The organism is Rathayibacter sp. VKM Ac-2879 (genome assembly GCF_015351245.1).
In the GTDB taxonomy this organism is placed as follows: domain Bacteria; phylum Actinomycetota; class Actinomycetes; order Actinomycetales; family Microbacteriaceae; genus Rathayibacter.
The window spans coordinates 34,198-52,452 of the sequence record NZ_JADKSO010000001.1 but is presented as its reverse complement, the minus strand read 5'-3'; the positions used below and the strand labels follow the sequence as shown (position 1 = coordinate 52,452).

Genomic DNA, 18,255 nt, shown 5'->3' with positions numbered 1-18,255 from the left:
GGGCTCTGTGGAGCGTGCGGCGGGACGACGATCGGCCGGCCGGGGCTCCCCGGCCGGCCGTCGTCGCCGTACGGGTGCGCTACGCGGAGCGCTTGCGGCGCACGAGCACCAGCGCTGCGCCCGCGAGCAGGAGCAGCGCGGCGCCTCCGAGGAACCCGGCCGCGTCGACTCCCGTGGTGGCGAGCGGGCCGGAGTGGCCGCCTCCGGCGACGGGAAGGACGGACGGGGACGGGGCGGGTGGCGTCGGAGTGGCCGACTCGCTCGGCTCGGGCCCGGCCGGTGGCGGTGCGCTCGGCCCCGCCGCCACCGACGTCAGCGACCAGTTCGGGTCGAAGAAGTCGGCCGGGTCGATGACGCCGCGCTCCGTCGCCCAGTCGATGAGCAGCTGACGGATCTCGAGGCGGTCGTCGTAGACCAGCGGAGCCTGCGCTATCGCCGGATAGGCGCCTCCGCCGCTCTGCCGGTAGTTGTTGACGGCCATCACGAAGCTCTCGTCGTCGGCGACAGGGCTGCCGTCGGCGTGGGCGAGATCACGGATGCGCGAGCCGGCAGGGTGCGAGACGTCGATCACGTAGTCCAGGCCAGAGAGCACGTCGTAGTTGTAGTCAGGCACGCCGTCGGGGCGGTCGGTGGTCTTCGCGTTCGTCCCCGTCTCGGGGTCGAAGGCCGCTCCTGGCTCGACCTGGGTGAAGTATCGCGCCGAGAACTCCAGGTACTGACGCACCTCCGCGCCGGTCATCACGGCTCCGCGGAGGGTGTTCTCGTAGATGTAGAGGCCGGCGATGTCACGGATCGTGACCTGCCCTTTCGGGAACACGGCCGTCCGCGAGAACGGCGACGCCTGCGAGATCACCGGCAGATCCGCCCACTCCGTGCCCTCGAGCGCGGTCTCGACGGTCTCAGCCTGAACGGCGTTGATGAAGTCGATGATCGGGGTGTCCTCGTAGCGCGAGGTCGCGGCCGAGAGCTCCTCCGTCGACTGAGCGACCGGTGTGTTGACGTAGTCGATCGTCGTCGCGTGCTGTTCGGCGACGGCGGCGACCAGGGCGGGCGACTCCTCCGCGATGTCTTTCGCGTACACGGGCTTCGCGACCGGAGCCTCCCCCGCCGACCAGTCGACCTCGAGGCCGCCTGCCGCGTCGGGCACCAGGTTGAGCGTCACCTCCGTGAGCCCCTGCGCCCAGAAATCGGGCTGCGTGACGAGCACCTGCTCGCCCGCGATGTTCGTGAAGAGCGTCTGGGGGAGGTCCTTGTGGCTGTGACCGGCGACGATGACGTCGATGCCCGGGACCTGCGTCGCGATGTTGTTGACGACGTCCTCGTTGAGGTCGGCGGGGTCGTAGTCCACGTCGGCGACCGTTCCCTGGCCGGTGTGCGCGAGCACGACCACCACGTCGGCCTTCTCCTCCACGATCGGCACCCACTTCTTCGCGGTCGCGACCATGTCCTCGAAGCGGAGCACTCCCTCGACGTACTGCTTGTCCCACACGCGCACACCCGGAGTGACCAGGCCGAGGACCCCGACCGTCACATCTCTGCCGTCGATCTTTCGCTCGATCAGCGTGTACGGGTCGTGGTAGGGCTCGCCGGTCGCGACGTCGATGACGTTCGCGCCCAGCAGCGGCGCGTTCAGCTGCCCCTCGTAGCTGCGGAGCATGTCGAGCCCGTAGTTGTACTCGTGGTTGCCGACGACCTGCGCGTCGTAGCCGATGGTGTTGAATGCGGCGGCCATCGGATGCGTCGTCTCGCCGGACAGGACCCCTGCGGCGCCGTCGCCCAAGCCGTAGTAGTAGGTGAGGGGAGTGCCCTGGATCGCGTCGCCGTTGTCGACGACGAGGACGGAGTCGTCGCCCTTCTCGGCTCGGAGGCGGTCGACCTCGGTCGCGACGCGGGTCAGTCCCAGCGTCCCGTCGGCGGGGTAGGGGGCGTTTGCGAAGTAGTCCCAGTCGTAGACATGCCCGTGCGTGTCGGTCGTCGAGACAAGGGTCAGCTCGACGGCGTCGTCGAGGGCGGCCGCAGTCGCCACGGGAGCGGCGGTGGCCGTTCCGAGCGTGACGACGGCGAGGAGGCTGGCGGCGCGGAGTCTGCGCATCGTTGTCCTGTTCGCGTGATGAGTGAAAGGTGAACGCTCTCGAATGTATTCGGTAGGGGTGAACGGCGTGTGGCGGGCGCCGCAGGGTGGCTGCCTCTGCGGCCACGATTCGGCGGCGGTTGGCGTGCGGCCCGCGGTGTCGGCGCGCGGAGGGACGCCTCCTTCGAGTGCGACCGCGGAGCGGCTGCTCGCTTTCGCCGTCGCGGCCGGTTGTGGTCGCGGGCGAGGCGGAGGCGCGTGCTCGCTTGCAGGAGGCCGCGGAGTCCCCGTGCCCGGGTGTGCACCCGCGGTACTTGCGGGGATAGCGCTCGCACGCACGCGCCATCGTTCTTGGGCACGCCAGACCATCCCCGCTTGCGCGAGGGAGCACAGCTCGTGGGTCGCATCGAGCACGTCCCGCTTGGGGTCATCCCCGCTTGCGCGAGGAGCACAGCTCACGCCACCGGCACACGTTCGCGGCCTCGGGATCATCCCCGCTTGCGCGCGGAGCACCGGATGATCGCACGCCGCAGCTTCGTGGTCACGAGATCATCCCGGCTTGCGCGGGGAGCACAAGGGTCCCTGGGCGCGAAAGGGCGTGCGGAAGGGATCATCCCCGCTTGCGCGGGGAGCACCCGGATGGGTCGGTCGCTGACTCGATCGGCCTGGGATCATCCCCCGCTTGCGCGGGGAGCACACCCAGACCTTGTCGTGACCGAAGATCATCACGGGATCATCCCCGCTTGCGCGGGGAGCACTGGGCGAACGTTCCGGCCGAGCGAGTGGCGCCGGGATCATCCCCGCTTGCGCGGGGAGCACACGGTCGGCGATTGGGTGACCATCCGCCCCTCAGGATCATCCCCGCTTGCGCGGGGAGCACCACTCGCGCAGGTGGTCGATGACGCTGATCTTGGGATCATCCCCGCTTGCGCGGGGAGCACTGGGCGAACGTTCCGGCCGAGCGAGTGGCGCCGGGATCATCCCCGCTTGCGCGGGGAGCACCAGCAGCGCAACGAACATCAGGCCCGTGCCGACCGTGGATCATCCCCGCTTGCGCGGGGAGCACGGCATCATCGAGGCATTCGTGACGGCCGCGGTGGGATCATCCCCGCTTGCGCGGGGAGCACATCTGGACATACACCGTAGGGCCGACAAATTCGGGATCATCCCCGCTTGCGCGGGGAGCACCCCTGCGGGTTCACCCACGCGGCCACCTGGCGGGGATCATCCCCGCTTGCGCGGGGAGCACAGCCCGAAGCCGCCGTAGAGGTTCCGCGAGAAGGGATCATCCCCGCTTGCGCGGGGAGCACCAACCAGAAATCAGCCCGATTCCGACCGAAGAGGGATCATCCCCGCTTGCGCGGGGAGCACGTCGAGGTGCACTCATCGCCGACCGCCGACGCGGGATCATCCCCGCTTGCGCGGGGAGCACCCGAGCGCGTCGGGAATGTCCGCGATGCCGGCGGGATCATCCCCGCTTGCGCGGGGAGCACAGCGGGCCGGTGCCGAGGCGGACGCGGACGTAGTGGATCATCCCCGCTTGCGCGGGGAGCACCCGGGCGCTGCGGCGATCACGGCGGAGCGGGGGGGATCATCCCCGCTTGCGCGGGGAGCACGCACTCGAAGGAGCATCATGCCGCTGCCTGTAGGGATCATCCCCGCTTGCGCGGGGAGCACACCACCCCACCAAGGAGTAACCCCGTGATCACGGGATCATCCCCGCTTGCGCGGGGAGCACCGCTTGTTGCACACGTCGCACGCCGGCCTCAGGGGATCATCCCCGCTTGCGCGGGGAGCACGTCGTCGACGGGCTCGCCGCATCCGCCGCGTCGGGATCATCCCCGCTTGCGCGGGGAGCACGCCCGCGCGCTGCCGCCGAGACTCGCGATCGAGGGATCATCCCCGCTTGCGCGGGGAGCACACCCAGGCGTTGCCGGAGACCCGGGCGTTGCCGGGATCATCCCCGCTTGCGCGGGGAGCACGAGCTTTGCGTATCCGGATACCGAAGGGTCCTGGGATCATCCCCGCTTGCGCGGGGAGCACCGTCAAGGTCGCATCATGAGCGCGCTCGACGTGGGATCATCCCCGCTTGCGCGGGGAGCACATCGCCTGGTTGGTGAAGTCGAAGGGGGAGGGGGGATCATCCCCGCTTGCGCGGGGAGCACCACCCGCATGCCCACCGTCCGGCAGGCGACCAAGGGATCATCCCCGCTTGCGCGGGGAGCACCGCGGCCGGCTTCGACGTCCTCAACCCGACGAGGGATCATCCCCGCTTGCGCGGGGAGCACTACCCGTTCAGCACGCGGTTGCCTCGGCGCTTGGGATCATCCCCGCTTGCGCGGGGAGCACTCCATCGCGGCCACACGCTTCTCAATGTTTTCGGGATCATCCCCGCTTGCGCGGGGAGCACCGCGCTTTGATTGAGGCCGACGTGTCGGCCAAGGGGATCATCCCCGCTTGCGCGGGGAGCACATGGCGATCCTGTGGGCGTCCGCGTTCCTCACGGGATCATCCCCGCTTGCGCGGGGAGCACCGAGAACCCCATGCGCTCGGCGAGAGTCTTCCGGGATCATCCCCGCTTGCGCGGGGAGCACACGTAGCTGAGCGGGTTCCACCACCACGTAGGGGGATCATCCCCGCTTGCGCGGGGAGCACGATGCGGTCGGCCCTGTGGCTCCGCAGCGGGGCGGGATCATCCCCGCTTGCGCGGGGAGCACTCGGGGCACTGACCGAAGATCAGCAACAGGTTGGGATCATCCCCGCTTGCGCGGGGAGCACGGGGCGCATCTACGCGCGATCCACGGGCACCTGGGATCATCCCCGCTTGCGCGGGGAGCACACTTGCTGACCAGGCAGTTTCCTGCGGCGGGTGCTGTTCCGAGCGTACTTTGCCTCGGTCACGTGCTGCGATTTCGTCGGGCGCCTGCACGGTATTTGCTCGCGTTGCTCCAGCCCTTTCGCAGAGCTGGGGCGCTCTCCTCGGCGTTCTCCTTCGACGGGCGCAACATGAGTTGGACCCCGTCGAAATCGGTAGGTCGCCAGTCGTGGCGGTGCACCTTGAAGGCGAGCCGCTGCTCGCCTTTGGTGGAGTGGACCAGGATTGCCCGTCCATCCTTCGCCAGCTCGAGGACACGCTCCCACAGCAGATCGCGTACGCGCGCAGGAACATGGCCGACGAACACTCCGGGGCTGATCTCAAGCAGCCACCGCGTGAGGTGACCGCGAAGCCCCGACGGGCACGCCGAGAGGACGAGCACCATCACAACAGGTCCTCCTCGCTCTCTGAGGGCGAGGAGCCGTAGGCGCGACCAGACTCGACGGTCCGGCTCGCGCCGTCCCACAGTTCCACCACATCGGAGGAGTCCAAGGCCGCCGCCGATGCAGGGTCGGTCGAGTCGTCGGGCATCAGCAGCTTCTTGATGTCGCGCGCGCACCGACCGAGGAGGTGCCCGTCCGACACGCGGTCACGGAACGCATGGCGCGTCTCTGCCTCGATGTCGACCGGTTGTGACGCGACGATGTCGAAGGCGGTCGGAATGGTGAGCTCCGCCTTGTAGAGGTCGGCGATGTCGAAGACGAACGATCGCGCATGTCCGGTATGGACGAATCCCAGCGCGGGTGAACAGCCCAGGGCGACGATCACCGCGTGCACGACCCCGTACAGGCACTGGTTCGCGGCGGTCAGCGCCTGATTGACGGCATCGCCCGCACCGGAGTCATCGACCGTGTAGCTGCGGCTCTTCCACTCGATCCCCGTGCGCTCGGCGTTCTCCCGATAGCTACGGCGCACTCGCTGCCCCTCGCGACCCCGGAGCTGCTCCATCGTCGATCGCGAGACGTCTTCGCCGGCGAAGCGCATCGAGTACATCGCCCGAGCGACCCGGAGGCGGGACGACTGGTTCGAGACCGCCCGCGCCTGCGCCTCGATGAGACGACTCGACCGGGCAAGGCTCCGCCCGTGCGCGTAGTAGCGAACGCCCTGCTCGCCCACCCATACGGCCGTCGACCCGCTGTCCGCGAGGAGCATCATCGCCTGGTGGCTGACACGCGTCCCCGGCCCCAGGAGGAGGACGCCGAGCGTGGCGGCCGGGATGTGCACCGTCCCCCGATCGTCGGTGGCGGTGATCGCGTTCTGATCGCGATGGATGACGGACCGCTCCACATAGAGGAACGACAGCCGGTCCTCGGCCCGGAGCAGTTCCGGGAGGTCCGGCTTCGGCGAGCCCGGCCGGTTGGCCATCAGCGGTGCAACCGCGAAAGCAGGAGGAGGCCACAGCCGTAGCCCTTCGCGCGCCCGATCCCGTGGCGAAGAGCCTCCTGACAGCGCAGCTGGTCGGTGACGCGGAGCCGACCGACGAACGTCGCGACGTTCAGCGTCACGGGACGACCCTCCCGCGAGAAGGTCCGGGTGGCGCGATCGCTCAGCTCAAGCTCGGGTTCGCCCTCTGCCGTCGTCGCGACCTCGAAGCCGTGCGCTTCCGCCTTCGCGAGGAACCACGAGATCTGCTGCGCCGCGGTGACATGTCCGAGCTTCTTCTTCCGGCCCTCATCATCGGTCACCGTGTGCACCGGATTCGCGGTGATCGTGAACGCCCACTCCTGGCCGATCCCGATGCGGGCGACGAAGTCGCCGTAGGGCTTGCTCTCGCCCAAGTGTTGCGTCGGCCAGCCGGCCTGCTCGGCGACGTGGAGCAGCTCCGGCTCGCTCGGACTCACCACGATGAGCCAGACTCCGCCGTCGCGTGCCTGGTCGACCCGCCACAACACCCGACCGGCATCGCTGTCGAGGACAGTGCCCGGGGGGAAAGACGACAGGACCGCCGCGTGCATCGCGTGCGGAGAGCTGAGGAGGAACCTCGCCTGACGACGCCGCGGATTGAGCGGGACTCGGCTGATGAACATCTATGCCTCCACTGCCGACCACGGGTCGAGATCGCCGAACCGGTTCGGCTGGGCACCGGCGGGAGCGAACTCGTTGATGACGTCGATCTCGCATCGCGTCACCGTCCGCCAGGTGTACTCGCGGCGTTCCTGATCGAAGCTCACCGGCACGTCCCTGACGCTGGCTCGCGATTCTGCGGAATCGCCTGGTTCTGAGCTGTCCATCGACGCGAGCAGCCGTACCGAGGAGGTCCGCGTCTTGCGTTGCCACCACTCCGAGGCCAGCCACGGCTCTTCTGTGAGCGCCTCGCGAAGCATCGTGTCGCGCACGCCGAGCGAGACCGGACCGCTCGGCGGACAAGACCGACGCCCCAGGTAGAGCGGGAACCGCGGACTCCTGATGGCCTCGTCGATCCCCTCCAGCAATGACCGCTCGGCCTCGACGACGGCCAAGAACACGGCGTCGCCGAGGTAGTACCGCGTGGACAGGGCCGCATTCGACCAGGAGGGGTGCCGCGCGGTCTGATAGTCGCGGACGAGGCGTCCCGGCTGATCGCTGCGCACTCCGAGTCGCAACGCCACGAGATCCTCGACGGGATCGCTCCGACGGCGTCCCTGGGCCGCCGCGATCAAACCCACGAGGCCGCTCTTGGAGGGCTCGCGCCCCGCATCACGTCGCGCGTACCGGCTCGACGTGCCCCACGACTGCAAGGGGCCGGCCAGACGCAGCGCGAGAACGCTCACGAGGCCGCACCGAGTCGATCCGACAGGAGCACCCCGATGCGTTCGATCAGCTCGCCGAATCCGACGTTCGTGGCGACATCGTCGAGGGCGACGGTCGCATCGCCGACGCGCACGACGAACGAGACGAGGGGAGTCTGGTCGAAAGCCCGCTCGCACGCGAGCTTGTGGGAGGCGAGCCGCTCGGCCGCGACCTGGAGGCGGCTCGCGGAGTCGGTCGCGCGCACGGCGTTCTCGAACGCGCCCGACAGGTTGATCGGCTGGCCCTCACGGAGGGAGACGACAACGGCATCGGGGAGCGTCCGGTTCGCGAAGGTGTTCTGCTTGCCGGTGGGCATGCTCGCCACGAAGGCCCTCAGGAACGCCTGCACCGCCGCGACCGTCGCCTCCGGTGACCCCAGCGACGCGGCGAGGCCCGAGACATTGACGGTCGCATATCGATAGAGGGTTGAGGAGTTGAACTCGACGGTGCCGATCATGCCCGCACCGGCCGAGTCCGTCGGATTGTGGTCGTCGACGGCAGTGAAGTAGTCGAACTCGTTGTCGACGGCGTGGACGCTCAGCGCATGCGCGACCTGGGCGCTCGCGTCGACGTTCAGGTCGGGAGCCTCGGCGACCATGCGCCCGAACAGCGCGAGGTCCACACTCCGAGCGGAGTCCGCGGCGAGCTTCGCAGCGGCCTTCGTCACGGGGACGCCTGTGCGCTCCGCCTCCACGGCGAGCGTCGCGAGGTGATCGAGCTGGAGCGAGCTGAAGAAGATGAGATAGCCCGTCTCTGCCACGCCCTCCTTCTTGCCTCGCGGCGTCGAGGCCGCGATACCGGCGCGTTCGAGGACGCCGGCAGCGAGAGCCTCGGCGGTCTCCTCGAACTCCGGCGCGGCGGAGCGGATGCGCCCGGCGATCAGATCGACGGCCCTCTTGGTGCGCACGCCGAGGGCTGCCGGGTCGAGGAGCCCGCGGAAGGCGTCTCGGGTTGCCTTCTTCCATGCCTGGCTCGAGACCCGCGCGCGGCGTTCGCCGCCGTAGATGGCGGTCTTGGGGCTGCCGGTGTCGTCGCGGTTGAGGTTCGACGGCGGGACTGTCTGCAGGATGTCGATGTCGACGTACATGGTGGTTTCTCCGGTCTCAGGTCTCGGTGGGTTCGGATGCGGGGGCGTCGGCGTTCGGCGATGTCGCGTCGGCGTCGCCCACCGGGGTGCGGAAATAGAAGTCGCGGCCCCAGTCGAGCCGCACACCGTCGGCGTATCGCGGGACCTGGAGTCGCGCGAGGTGGTAGGCGAGGAGTCCGTAGTCGAGGGGGATGTTGTCGGCGCGGAACTGCGTGATCAGCCCCCGGGCGTGACGCACCGTCTCGTCGAAGGTGGCCGCGGTGCCGAGGGCGAGGAATCGGCGCACGACTGCCGCCTCTCCCGGGCGCTCCTCTGAGCCTGGCGGAGCGTTGACCGCCGCCAGGCGCGCGACCGCGCGACCCAGCGAGACGCCGGGCCGATGCATCGGGATCTGCTTCGACTGCTGGTGAACGGCGTAGAGGGTGATCGCAGCGTGAGCGGCACGTTCGGCGGAGGTGACGCCTCCGTCGACGCCGTGGTACTCGACGGGAAGGCCGTCGAGGGTCTCGCCCCATACCAGAGGATCGGCGCCGGGGGCGCCCGTGGCTGCGCGGCGAAGACGGGCGAGGGAGGCGGTCGCCGCGGCCCGGCCGAGACCGCCGTGCGTCGCCAAGGAGGCGCGCTGAAGATCTGCGACACGTTCGCCGACGAAGACGGCAAGGGACGACGGCCATCCTCGTCGAGGAGATCGTGGCGGCGGCGTGGGTGCGGTGTCAGACATTCTCGGAGACTCCTTCGGTGGTGAGGAAGATCGGAGGGTCGTATGCGCTGGGCAGGGACGCCCGCAGCGACCGTCGGAACCACTCGCGCGCCTCCGACGAGCTCGCGTGACCGGTCGTGCGACGGTCGCGACCGACCCACGCGCTGGGGCCGGCCGCGCTGAGGTACGAGTCCGCGATCTCGTCGAGCACGCGGCGAGCCGTCTGCTGCCATCGCACGAGGGGGATCGTGCTCGTCTCGGAGCCGAGATCGGCGAGCCAGGAGCGGAACGGGCCGTCGAGTGCGAAGTAGGCGTCCTCTCGGGAGCGTGACCGCGCACCGTCGGAGTCTCCTCCTCGCGCGATCTCGAGATCGCCCGCCAGACGTGCGAGAGCGAGGACGGCGGCCTCCGTCGCCGAGACCGCGCTGACGGCCCGAAGAGCGTGCTCGGCGCCCCGCTCGCTGACGAGGAGCGCCCGGATCCCGAGCGAATCGTCGATGATCTCGTCGATCACCGAACTCTGGGTCCCGTAGCTCGCTCCGACGGCCCTCAGATCGAACAGGGCCGAGTCGGGAAGGATGCCCTCGTCGGCGAGGAGACCGATCCACTCCACGAGCCATGCAGAGGGTGTCGTCTGCTGGGCGTTCGGCAGAAGCGATGAGAGGCCTTGCCACAGACGCCGGTCTGGTTGATGCGTGGCCGGCATGTAGACGCTCCGGCCGAGCTTCTTGGACTGCGGCTCGCTGTACCGCCAGGGGCTCAGCGGCTCGAAGACGTGCGCGTTCTGAGGGCGCAAGGGGTCGCCGTAGCCGAGGACGACGCCCGTCACCGCATCGCCTGACCGCACGAGCCGCACCCGACGACCGGGCCACGTGTACAGATCCGCGAGACCCTGCGGGCGGGAAGGCTCGGTCTCGCCGCCGCCCGGCTGCTGCGGTCGGAGCTCGACCCCGGGACCGAGCGCCTGCCTGTCCCAGACCGGAAGCCCCGCCGCAACCGGCCGGTCGTCGTGGATGAGCACGAAATTGAGGAGGAGCGTCTCTTTCAGAGACTGTCCCGACGCGAGGAGGCCGCCGATCTCGCCGCACCAGCCCGTGCCGAGCGGATAGCCACGGCCTCCCTTCACCCGAACGTCGCCGACGGCCCCCGACTTGATGCCCGAGGTGTCGTAGGCGTGCACGTGCACCAGCCACCGTGCCGCCTCGGCCATCGAGATCGAGGCGACCCCTCGACCCCGCCGCATCGTCAGATAGGGCACGCCGTTCGGGATGTCGGCGATGATCCTCTCGAGCCCGGCGACATCGTCCTTCGCCGTCCGAAGGCCCGCGACCTGGAGGAACGGCGCCTCCTCGTCGAACAGATCGAACCGAGAAGCACGGTTCGGCTCGCGCAGATAGCGCTCGATCGTCTCGGCGGGCAGGGTCTCGGCCTCCCACAGGTCTTGCCACAGCGCCCGCGCCGTGTCGTCGTCGGCCAGGTCGTGAGCGAGGGAGGCGTGCATCACCGCGAGGAGAAGGCGGGTGATCGCGAACGTCTGCGTCGGCACGTCACCGACGATCGCCTCGAGAAGGTGAGCCCGACGGAGGATCTCGAGGATCGAGTACTCCTGCGTAGTCCCCTCCAGCGAGCGCGCGAGGATCCACGGCCGGTCCCGGACGTCGAATCCGTTCATCGCTCGTCGATCCGCTGGATCTCGAGCCCATCGGCCCTGTCGTACCGCAACAGGAAGTGCCCGATTCGAGCCTCCTGCCGCTCATCGAGCATCAACACGAGCTGTCCTTTCAGGAGATACGACTGTTGCCAGCCCTCGAAACCATGGGATTCGAGGGCGCCTATGGTCTGGTCTACGACATACCCCCGACAGAGCTGGGGTGGCAGGCGCACGCTCGACGTGGCCAGCGCGCGCGCCGCGCTCTCGGACGGCTGGGATCGGGTGGGCAGCGCCTCCTCGGAGCCGGGAAGCCAGTCGAGCAGATGCACGGATTCGCCCCGCGTCTGGGCGACAAGCACCTCGATGCTGTCCTCGGAGTCACGCACCTGCTTCTGTCCGTCAGGGGAGTCCTCCCCGCCGAGGGGCGAGAGCCCCTTCAGCCAACCGACCAGCGAGTCACGGATCGCATCGGGTCGGGCCAGAGCGAACACGCTGGCGTTCCGAGCCTTCTCGTCGAGGAGCGTGCGCCAGTCCCTCGCGGCGTCCTCCCATTCGGCCTCCGCGCCGTGAGGCGCCGCGAGGGGGCCGTCGTAGACCGTCCGGACGAGGCCGCTCACATGGTCGGGAACGCCGATCGCGCCGTGCTCCTCGCTGTGGGTGTCGAGCGCGGCGGACGTGCGGAGGAGGAGGTGGCGCCCGTAGACGGCCACAGCACCGCCCTCGAAGCTCGGCGAGACGCCGGGCAGAACGCCCGTGAGGATCAACTGGGCACGCTCACATCCCCGCGGACGCGTCGGCCTGGCGTGACGGTGGAGGCGCCCTGCGCGCTGCAGGAGCAGATCGATCGGGGCGATGTCCGTGACCATCACGTCGAAGTCGACGTCCAGGCTTTGCTCGAGCACCTGCGTGCCGACGACGATGAGGGGTCCGCGTGATGCGGAGGTGGGGCCGAGCCGTTCCCGCAGCATCGCCTCGCGCTCCCCCCTGTCCGTGGCGATGAAGCGGGAATGCACCAGCAGCACCCGCTCCGCGCCGAAGACCTCGCGCAGCTCCCGCGCCGTCTGTTGAGCACGAGCGACGGTGTTCCGAATCACGGCGATGGCGGCACCGTCACGGATCGCGGGGCGAAGGCGCGCGACCAGTGCCTCCGGCTCGTCGTCGAGGTACTCGAGATGGACCTGTGTCGACCGCGGCGACGCCGGGATCACTGCGGCCGTCACGCGCCCGTCTGCCGCGGCGACGGTCGTGAGGAGGGGATATCCCGTGCTGCCCTCGAGCAACGCCTGATCCTCGCGGCTCGACGGATGGTAGGCCGACGCGAGGCGCGCGCGGATCGACGGCGCGAGCGTCGCCGACAGGAGGATCACCGGTACGCCGTACGCTCCGAGCCACGCCAGCGCACGCTCGAGGTAGACGGACATGTATGCGTCGGCCGCGTGCACTTCGTCGATGATCACGACCTTGTTCGCCAGACCGAGATGCCGCAGCGCGACGTGCTTGGTCTTCAAGGCGCCGAACAAGACCTGGTCGATCGTCCCGACGACGAAGTTCGCCAGGACGCCCTTCTTCCGGCCGACGAACCACTGATGGAGTTCGAGGATCGCCATCCCGACCCTCTGCTCGTCGTAGACGTTCCGCACGCCGCGGAGTCGGTGGATGTCCGGGTTGAGATCGGCCTTCGAGTGCGCGAGGAACACCGACTGCGGCAGGGTTCGTCCTTCCGACTCCGGCAGGCGCTCCGCCCAGGAGAGCACCCGAGAGAAAAGCGCGTCGCTGGTGGCCATGGTCGGGAGGGCGACGAAGCAGCCACCCGCACCCGTCGACGACGCCATCGATTCCGCCGCGAGGAGAGCCGCCTCCGTCTTGCCCTCGCCCATCGGCGCTTCGATGATGACGAGACCGTGCCCGATGCGCCGTGCGGCGTCGAGGGCGGCGACCTGGACTGGACGGGCATGGGCATCGGCGCCGAGCGCGAAGCGGCTGTGGAGCAAGGTCTCGGCGCTCGCCGTGCTCGATTCGGCTCGCCACGGTGGGCTGAGCCCGACGCGCTCCCACGCGTCTGCGGCGCGTTCTCTGCTGTCCCGCGGATCGTCGTAGGCGAAGAAGTCGGCATTGCTCGCGAGCCAATCGGCGACGATCACGAAGGACGTCAGGAGAGCTTGAGCCTGGACGTCGATCGCGTGACCGCTGAGGCTCCGAAGCGCGTCTTCGGCCGAGCAGTACTGCGTGGCGAACGTCAGGAGCTCCTCCCGCACCATCGCCCAGGCGGGAGCCGCCCCCACCACCAGGGAGCGCGTGATGCGGAGGGGGCGCACATCCTCCTTCGTCGGGGGGACGCCGTGATGCCCGCCGGCGATCACCGCGATGCTCTCGGCTGCACGTGCCGTGAAACCGTACGACTCGACGAGCCAGTCGCGGAGGACGACGAAGCCGATCACCGAGTGCTGCACCTTCGGGGCGGCCCCGCTCTCACCCGGAAAGGCAAGGCCGCGGTCGCGCATCCGGCCCGCCAGAAGGGGCGCCTGCCGCGCGAACTCGGGGCTCGCCTTACCGATGTCGTGAGTGCACGCGGCCCACACGGCAAGCGTTCTTGCCGTCTCGTCGCCGAGACCCGTGGCGATCCTGTCTCTCGTCTGCCGCGGCAACCAGTGGTCCCACAGCAGCTCCGCGATCGCGGCGGAGTCGCCCATATGCCGGTGCAGCGGCACGGACAGCTCGCTCTCGCGGTCGTACTTCGCCCACACCGACCACGCAGCGTCGCTCAACCCACTCGCGTCCATGCGTTGCCCCCTCCGGAGACTCTGGCAGCAGCGGAAGACACTCGGCAAGAGGCCTCTGCTATCCCCGCTCGCGCGAGGAGCACTCTACGGCTTCACCTGGCAGGCATTCGTCATCGCTGCTATCCCCGCTCGCGCGGGGAGCACACCTGGTCCCATGCCCAGAGATGAGATGTTGCTTGGATCATCCCCGGAGGGGGAAGGCTTTTCCTCGCGGGGCCACCGTGACGCTGGTTTACGCCGATGACTAACCGCGAGGTGCGTTCCCCGCTGGATGCGGGGTCGCTGCCGGTGCTCATTCTGTGCGACCCAAGCGATTGGCGCAAGGGACCTTAGAGCGGAGATTTTACTGTTGGAGCTGCCACGGCGATCGTAGAAAAAAGACTTTACTGTTGGTGCCGCCACGACTGGAGGAAACTTCACTTACGGGGTGACATTTTCCTGCGGTCCGGTGTCGAAGCGGCAGTGAGGACAAGAATGCCTCCGCGTCGCGACCGAGTAAACTGGCTCGGCTGGTCCTCCCGTCGCGACGCCTCCGTCGCCCGACCGGCCCACGGCCCGGCAACGCCGAGCACTGCCGATTCGCCCAGCGAAGGACACCCCATGCCAGCAATCGTCATCACCGGCGCCCAGTGGGGCGACGAGGGCAAGGGACGCGCGACCGACCTCCTCGGCAGCCGCGTCGACTACGTCGTCAAATTCAACGGGGGCAACAACGCCGGCCACACGGTCGTCGTCGGCGACGAGAAGTACGCGCTGCACCTCCTTCCCTCAGGCATCCTCACCCCGGGTGTCGTCCCCGTGATCGCGAACGGCGTGGTCGTCGACATCGAGGTGCTGTTCCACGAACTCGAGGCGTTGAGCGCTCGCGGCGTCGACGTCTCGAAGCTGCTCGTCAGCGCCAACGCGCACGTCATCACCAGCTACCACCGCACCCTCGACAAGGTGACCGAGCGCTTCCTCGGCAAGCGCCAAATCGGCACGACCGGCCGGGGCATCGGCCCCGCCTACGCCGACAAGATCAACCGCGTCGGAATCCGTATCCAGGACCTGTTCGACGAGAACATCCTCCGCCAGAAGGTCGAGGGCGCGCTCGACCAGAAGAACCACCTGCTGGTGAAGGTCTACAACCGCCGCGCGATCCTGGTCGAGCAGGTGGTTGACGACCTCCTCCAATACACCGAGCGCCTCCGCCCGATGGTCGCCGACACCTCTCTCGTGCTCGCTCAGGCCCTCGACGCCGGCAAGACCGTGCTGTTCGAAGCCGGCCAGGCCACCATGCTCGACGTCGACCACGGCACCTACCCCTTCGTCACCTCCTCGAACGCGACCTCCGGAGGCGCCGCCACCGGCTCCGGAGTCGCCCCCAACCGCATCGAGCGCGTCATCGCCGTCATCAAGGCGTACACGACCCGCGTCGGCGCCGGACCGTTCCCGACCGAGCTCTTCGACGAGTGGGGCGAGTACTTGCGCAAGCAGGGGTTCGAATTCGGCACGACCACGGGCCGTCCCCGTCGCTGCGGCTGGTACGACGCCCCCATCGCCCGATACTCCGCACGGATCAACGGGGTCACCGACTTCGTGCTCACCAAGCTCGACGTGCTGTCCGGGCTTGACACCATCCCGGTCTGCGTCGCCTACGAGGTCGACGGCGTGCGCCACGACGAGGTCCCGGTATCGCAGAGCGACTTCCACCACGCCAAGCCGATCTACGAGGAGTTCCCCGGCTGGCAGGAGGACATCTCGGGCTGTCGTGAGTTCTCCGACCTGCCGCAGGCCGCGCAAGACTACGTCCGCGCGCTCGAGGCGATGAGCGGTGCGCGATTCTCGGCCATCGGGGTCGGCCCTGAGCGCGAGCAGGTCGTCGTGCTCCACGACCTGATCTGAGACACCGGCTCAGAGGATGTGCAGGCCGCGCTCCATCGCGGACCGGATCGCCCTTTCCACCTCTGGCCACGCGATGAGCACTTGGCGCGCCGAGAATCGCAGGGTGACGTAGCCGTTGGCCGACGCGACGAGGTCGCGGCGACGGTCGTGCTCGAACTCGTGGGTCGAACGCCCGTCGATCTCGATGATGAGGCTCCGGCCGACCAAGAGGTCGACTCTGCCGACGCCCGGCACGTGCACTTGAGCGCGCGTCTCGATGCCCGCCAGGTGTAGGCGCCATCGGGCTAGCGTCTCCACACCGGACTGAGCGTCGTCCCGGGCGAAGTCGAGCAGGGAGTACAGACGCACGGGGGAGCCGGCACGCAGCTCGGCGAGATCCTCCGGCCCGAGTACCCGCTTCTCGAGCGCCGACTCGAGGGCGACGAGCAGGTCCTCGTCCCCCACGCGGCCGAGCTGCACCAGCGCATGCACGGGCGAGACTCGCAGGGGCTCGTCGCCGGAGTGCGGCGCGTCCCAATGGAGGCGGATGCCGCGGGGCGGCCGGAGCCGGGAGGCGTTCGGCGACACCCAGATGTGCAGGAGCGGAGACTGCAGGACCCAGAGGCCGTGCGAACGGGCGGCGTCCGTCGCCGCGAGCCGGCCGCCGAGCCTGAAGGCCGCGAGTAGCGCCGGTGGCAGGGCGGCGGACGCGTACCGGCCACGGAGGCCTCGCACCACGTCTCCTGCCGCGACCGCTGCGGTCAACTGGCGGGCGGTGACGCCGGCCCGGATGAGCGCGGCGCGAGAGGCGATGCCGCCGCGGCGGTCCAGTTCGATTCGGAGGTCCATGCTGCGAGGGTGGCCGCCGGCCCGGGGGGCCAGGCGCGCTCGACGGCGATCTTCGACGATTACGCCGGGTTCGGTGCCTGTGGAGGGCCGAGCGGGGTCCCGCAGGCCGTGATGCTGTTCGTAATTCAGGATGAATGCCTCAAGGTCGACGCATTTCCGCGGATCTCGGGTCGGTCCAGGAGCGTTCATCCTGAATTGCGAACGGAAGGACGTGCTCGGCGGCCGCATAATCGCGACATGCAGATCTACGCTGACCTTCCGGCCGTCCGTGCACGGCAGATCGTCGCCGACGCGCTCGCCTTGGGAGTCGCTGTCGTGGCGATCGCTTTTGGGATCGCGGTCGGCTCGCTCATCGCCGGCCTCGCGGAGGTCGGGCGGCGGCTGGAGAGCGCGGGCAGTGGTTTCGGGTCGACCATGAGCGACGCGGGCACGACGCTCGGTGGCATCCCGCTGCTCGGAGATGCGGTGCGCGCGCCCTTCGACCAGGCGAGCGGCGCGGGGGCTGTGCTGGCGGCAGCCGGTCGCGATCAGCAGCAGCTCACCAGCGCGTTGGCGGTCGTCGCCGGGCTCGTGGTGGGCGGGCTTCCGCTGCTGCTGCTCGCCGTGCTGTGGGTGCGACCGCGGCTGCGCTTCGCTCGGCGCGCTGCGGAGCTGAGGGCTGCTGGCTCGAGCGTGCCCGGCGTCGAGTTGCTCGCATTGCGTGCGCTGATGCAGGCGTCGCCCCGCGAGATCCTCTCCGCCCACCCGGAGGCGGTGCCCGGGTGGCGTCGCGGCGACCCCGCCGCCACCTCCGCCCTGGCCGCGCTCACCCTGCGCCGCGCCGGCCTCCGCCCGCGCTGACGGCGCCTCCGCGCCCGGCGACGTGCGCGCTCGCCGCCTTGGGCGACTGAGACGTCTCGCGGATGTCCTCAGGGCGGGGCGCACCCACAAGCGATCAGACGACCGAGAACGCCTCCGCGAGCTGCGTGCGCCCCGTGAGCGCGAGCAGCAGCTCCTCGCCGCGCCCGGCGCGTGCGGCCAGCCCGCCGACGAGCGCGCAGCATGACTCGATCGCCGCGGGAGGCAGCTCGGCGGGGATGCCGGTCGCCCGCGAGAGGTCGAGGGTGTGCACGACGAGCTCGAGCACTCGGGTGCGGAGGTAGTCGCCCAGCTCGATCGCGAGGCTCGCCTGGCCGCCGACCGCGACCAGCCGGCCGGGGCGCTGTCGGGCGATGAGAGCGCTCGCCCGCCCGACCGCGTCCGCCACGGCCTCGGCGGGCCGCTCGCCCAGGGCGCGCCCCGCCTTCTCGCCCCGCAGAGCGACAGCGGAGGGATCGGCCACGCCGCCCGCGAGCGCCGCGTAGTAGTCGAGCGCGTCGGCGATGGTGCGCTCCTCCGGCTCGTCGGCGAGGAGATACGTCTCGACCGTGAGGATCGCCCGCGCGGTATGGCCCGCCAGCCCGCGCACGTCCCACACGCCGAGGCCTGGTAGCCCCCACTGCTCGGCGCCGATCCGAGCGAGTAGGCGGAGGAAGGCGGCGGCGCAGGCGTCGAACATCGTGGCGGAGTCCATGGACCACATGCTCGCAGGGGAACTGGTCTTCTCGCGGGCGCGCGTCCCCAGCAGGATG

13 protein-coding genes and 1 CRISPR repeat array are annotated in these 18,255 nt (G+C 69.6%); of the genes, 2 read left to right on the top strand and 11 right to left on the bottom strand.

Annotated elements, in window-relative coordinates; genetic code table 11:
- Nucleotides 1-79: 79 nt before the first annotated feature.
- The 9 genes from ITJ45_RS00225 to cas3 form a co-directional block, all read right to left on the bottom strand.
- Nucleotides 80-2,092, bottom strand: a complete 2,013-nt coding sequence (locus ITJ45_RS00225) for a bifunctional metallophosphatase/5'-nucleotidase (RefSeq protein WP_194606845.1) — start codon at nt 2,090-2,092, stop codon at nt 80-82.
- A gap of 707 nt (nt 2,093-2,799) precedes the next feature.
- Nucleotides 2,800-4,910: direct repeats of the CRISPR family, unit length 29 nt; unit sequence GGGATCATCCCCGCTTGCGCGGGGAGCAC.
- 58 nt (nt 4,911-4,968) lie between these two features.
- Nucleotides 4,969-5,331, bottom strand: coding sequence for a type I-E CRISPR-associated endoribonuclease Cas2e (cas2e, locus tag ITJ45_RS00220; protein WP_228493391.1), 363 nt, complete (start codon nt 5,329-5,331; stop codon nt 4,969-4,971).
- Nucleotides 5,331-6,311, bottom strand: coding sequence for a type I-E CRISPR-associated endonuclease Cas1e (gene cas1e / locus ITJ45_RS00215; protein WP_194606843.1), 981 nt, complete (start codon nt 6,309-6,311; stop codon nt 5,331-5,333). The genes cas2e and cas1e overlap by 1 nt, the downstream gene beginning before the upstream one ends.
- Nucleotides 6,311-6,973 carry a type I-E CRISPR-associated protein Cas6/Cse3/CasE gene (gene cas6e / locus ITJ45_RS00210; protein WP_194606842.1) on the bottom strand — a complete coding sequence of 221 codons (663 nt, stop codon included), beginning with the start codon at nt 6,971-6,973 and terminating at the stop codon, nt 6,311-6,313. The genes cas1e and cas6e overlap by 1 nt, the downstream gene beginning before the upstream one ends.
- A complete protein-coding gene (gene cas5e / locus ITJ45_RS00205; RefSeq protein ID WP_194606841.1) occupies nt 6,974-7,696 on the bottom strand; it encodes a type I-E CRISPR-associated protein Cas5/CasD in 723 nt (240 codons plus the stop codon).
- Nucleotides 7,693-8,802: a type I-E CRISPR-associated protein Cas7/Cse4/CasC gene (gene cas7e, locus ITJ45_RS00200; RefSeq protein WP_194606840.1), complete on the bottom strand. Its 1,110-nt coding sequence runs from the start codon at nt 8,800-8,802 to the stop codon at nt 7,693-7,695. The genes cas5e and cas7e overlap by 4 nt, the downstream gene beginning before the upstream one ends.
- 16 nt (nt 8,803-8,818) lie before the next feature.
- Nucleotides 8,819-9,523 (bottom strand): type I-E CRISPR-associated protein Cse2/CasB, encoded by a 705-nt coding sequence (gene casB, locus ITJ45_RS00195; protein ID WP_194606839.1) that lies wholly within the window; start codon nt 9,521-9,523, stop codon nt 8,819-8,821.
- Nucleotides 9,516-11,174, bottom strand: coding sequence for a type I-E CRISPR-associated protein Cse1/CasA (casA, locus tag ITJ45_RS00190; protein ID WP_194606838.1), 1,659 nt, complete (start codon nt 11,172-11,174; stop codon nt 9,516-9,518). The genes casB and casA overlap by 8 nt, the downstream gene beginning before the upstream one ends.
- Nucleotides 11,171-13,933, bottom strand: coding sequence for a CRISPR-associated helicase Cas3' (gene cas3 / locus ITJ45_RS00185; protein ID WP_194606837.1), 2,763 nt, complete (start codon nt 13,931-13,933; stop codon nt 11,171-11,173). Before cas3 ends, casA begins: the two co-directional genes overlap by 4 nt.
- Before the next feature lie 600 nt (nt 13,934-14,533).
- Between cas3 and ITJ45_RS00180 the strand changes: the two genes are divergently transcribed.
- Nucleotides 14,534-15,817 (top strand): adenylosuccinate synthase, encoded by a 1,284-nt coding sequence (locus tag ITJ45_RS00180; protein WP_194606836.1) that lies wholly within the window; start codon nt 14,534-14,536, stop codon nt 15,815-15,817.
- Nucleotides 15,818-15,826: 9 nt separating this feature from the next.
- Here ITJ45_RS00180 and ITJ45_RS00175 read toward each other — a convergent pair whose 3' ends face one another.
- On the bottom strand, nt 15,827-16,645 hold the full coding sequence (locus tag ITJ45_RS00175; RefSeq protein ID WP_194606835.1) for an endonuclease domain-containing protein: 819 nt from the start codon (nt 16,643-16,645) through the stop codon (nt 15,827-15,829).
- Nucleotides 16,646-16,882: 237 nt separating this feature from the next.
- Here ITJ45_RS00175 and ITJ45_RS00170 point away from each other — a divergent pair, with 237 nt between their 5' ends.
- A complete protein-coding gene (locus ITJ45_RS00170) occupies nt 16,883-17,485 on the top strand; it encodes a hypothetical protein (RefSeq protein WP_194606834.1) in 603 nt (200 codons plus the stop codon).
- Nucleotides 17,486-17,579: 94 nt separating this feature from the next.
- Here the strand turns inward: ITJ45_RS00170 and ITJ45_RS00165 are convergent, their stop codons facing one another.
- Nucleotides 17,580-18,197 carry a maleylpyruvate isomerase N-terminal domain-containing protein gene (locus tag ITJ45_RS00165; protein WP_194606833.1) on the bottom strand — a complete coding sequence of 206 codons (618 nt, stop codon included), beginning with the start codon at nt 18,195-18,197 and terminating at the stop codon, nt 17,580-17,582.
- Nucleotides 18,198-18,255 lie beyond the last annotated feature (58 nt).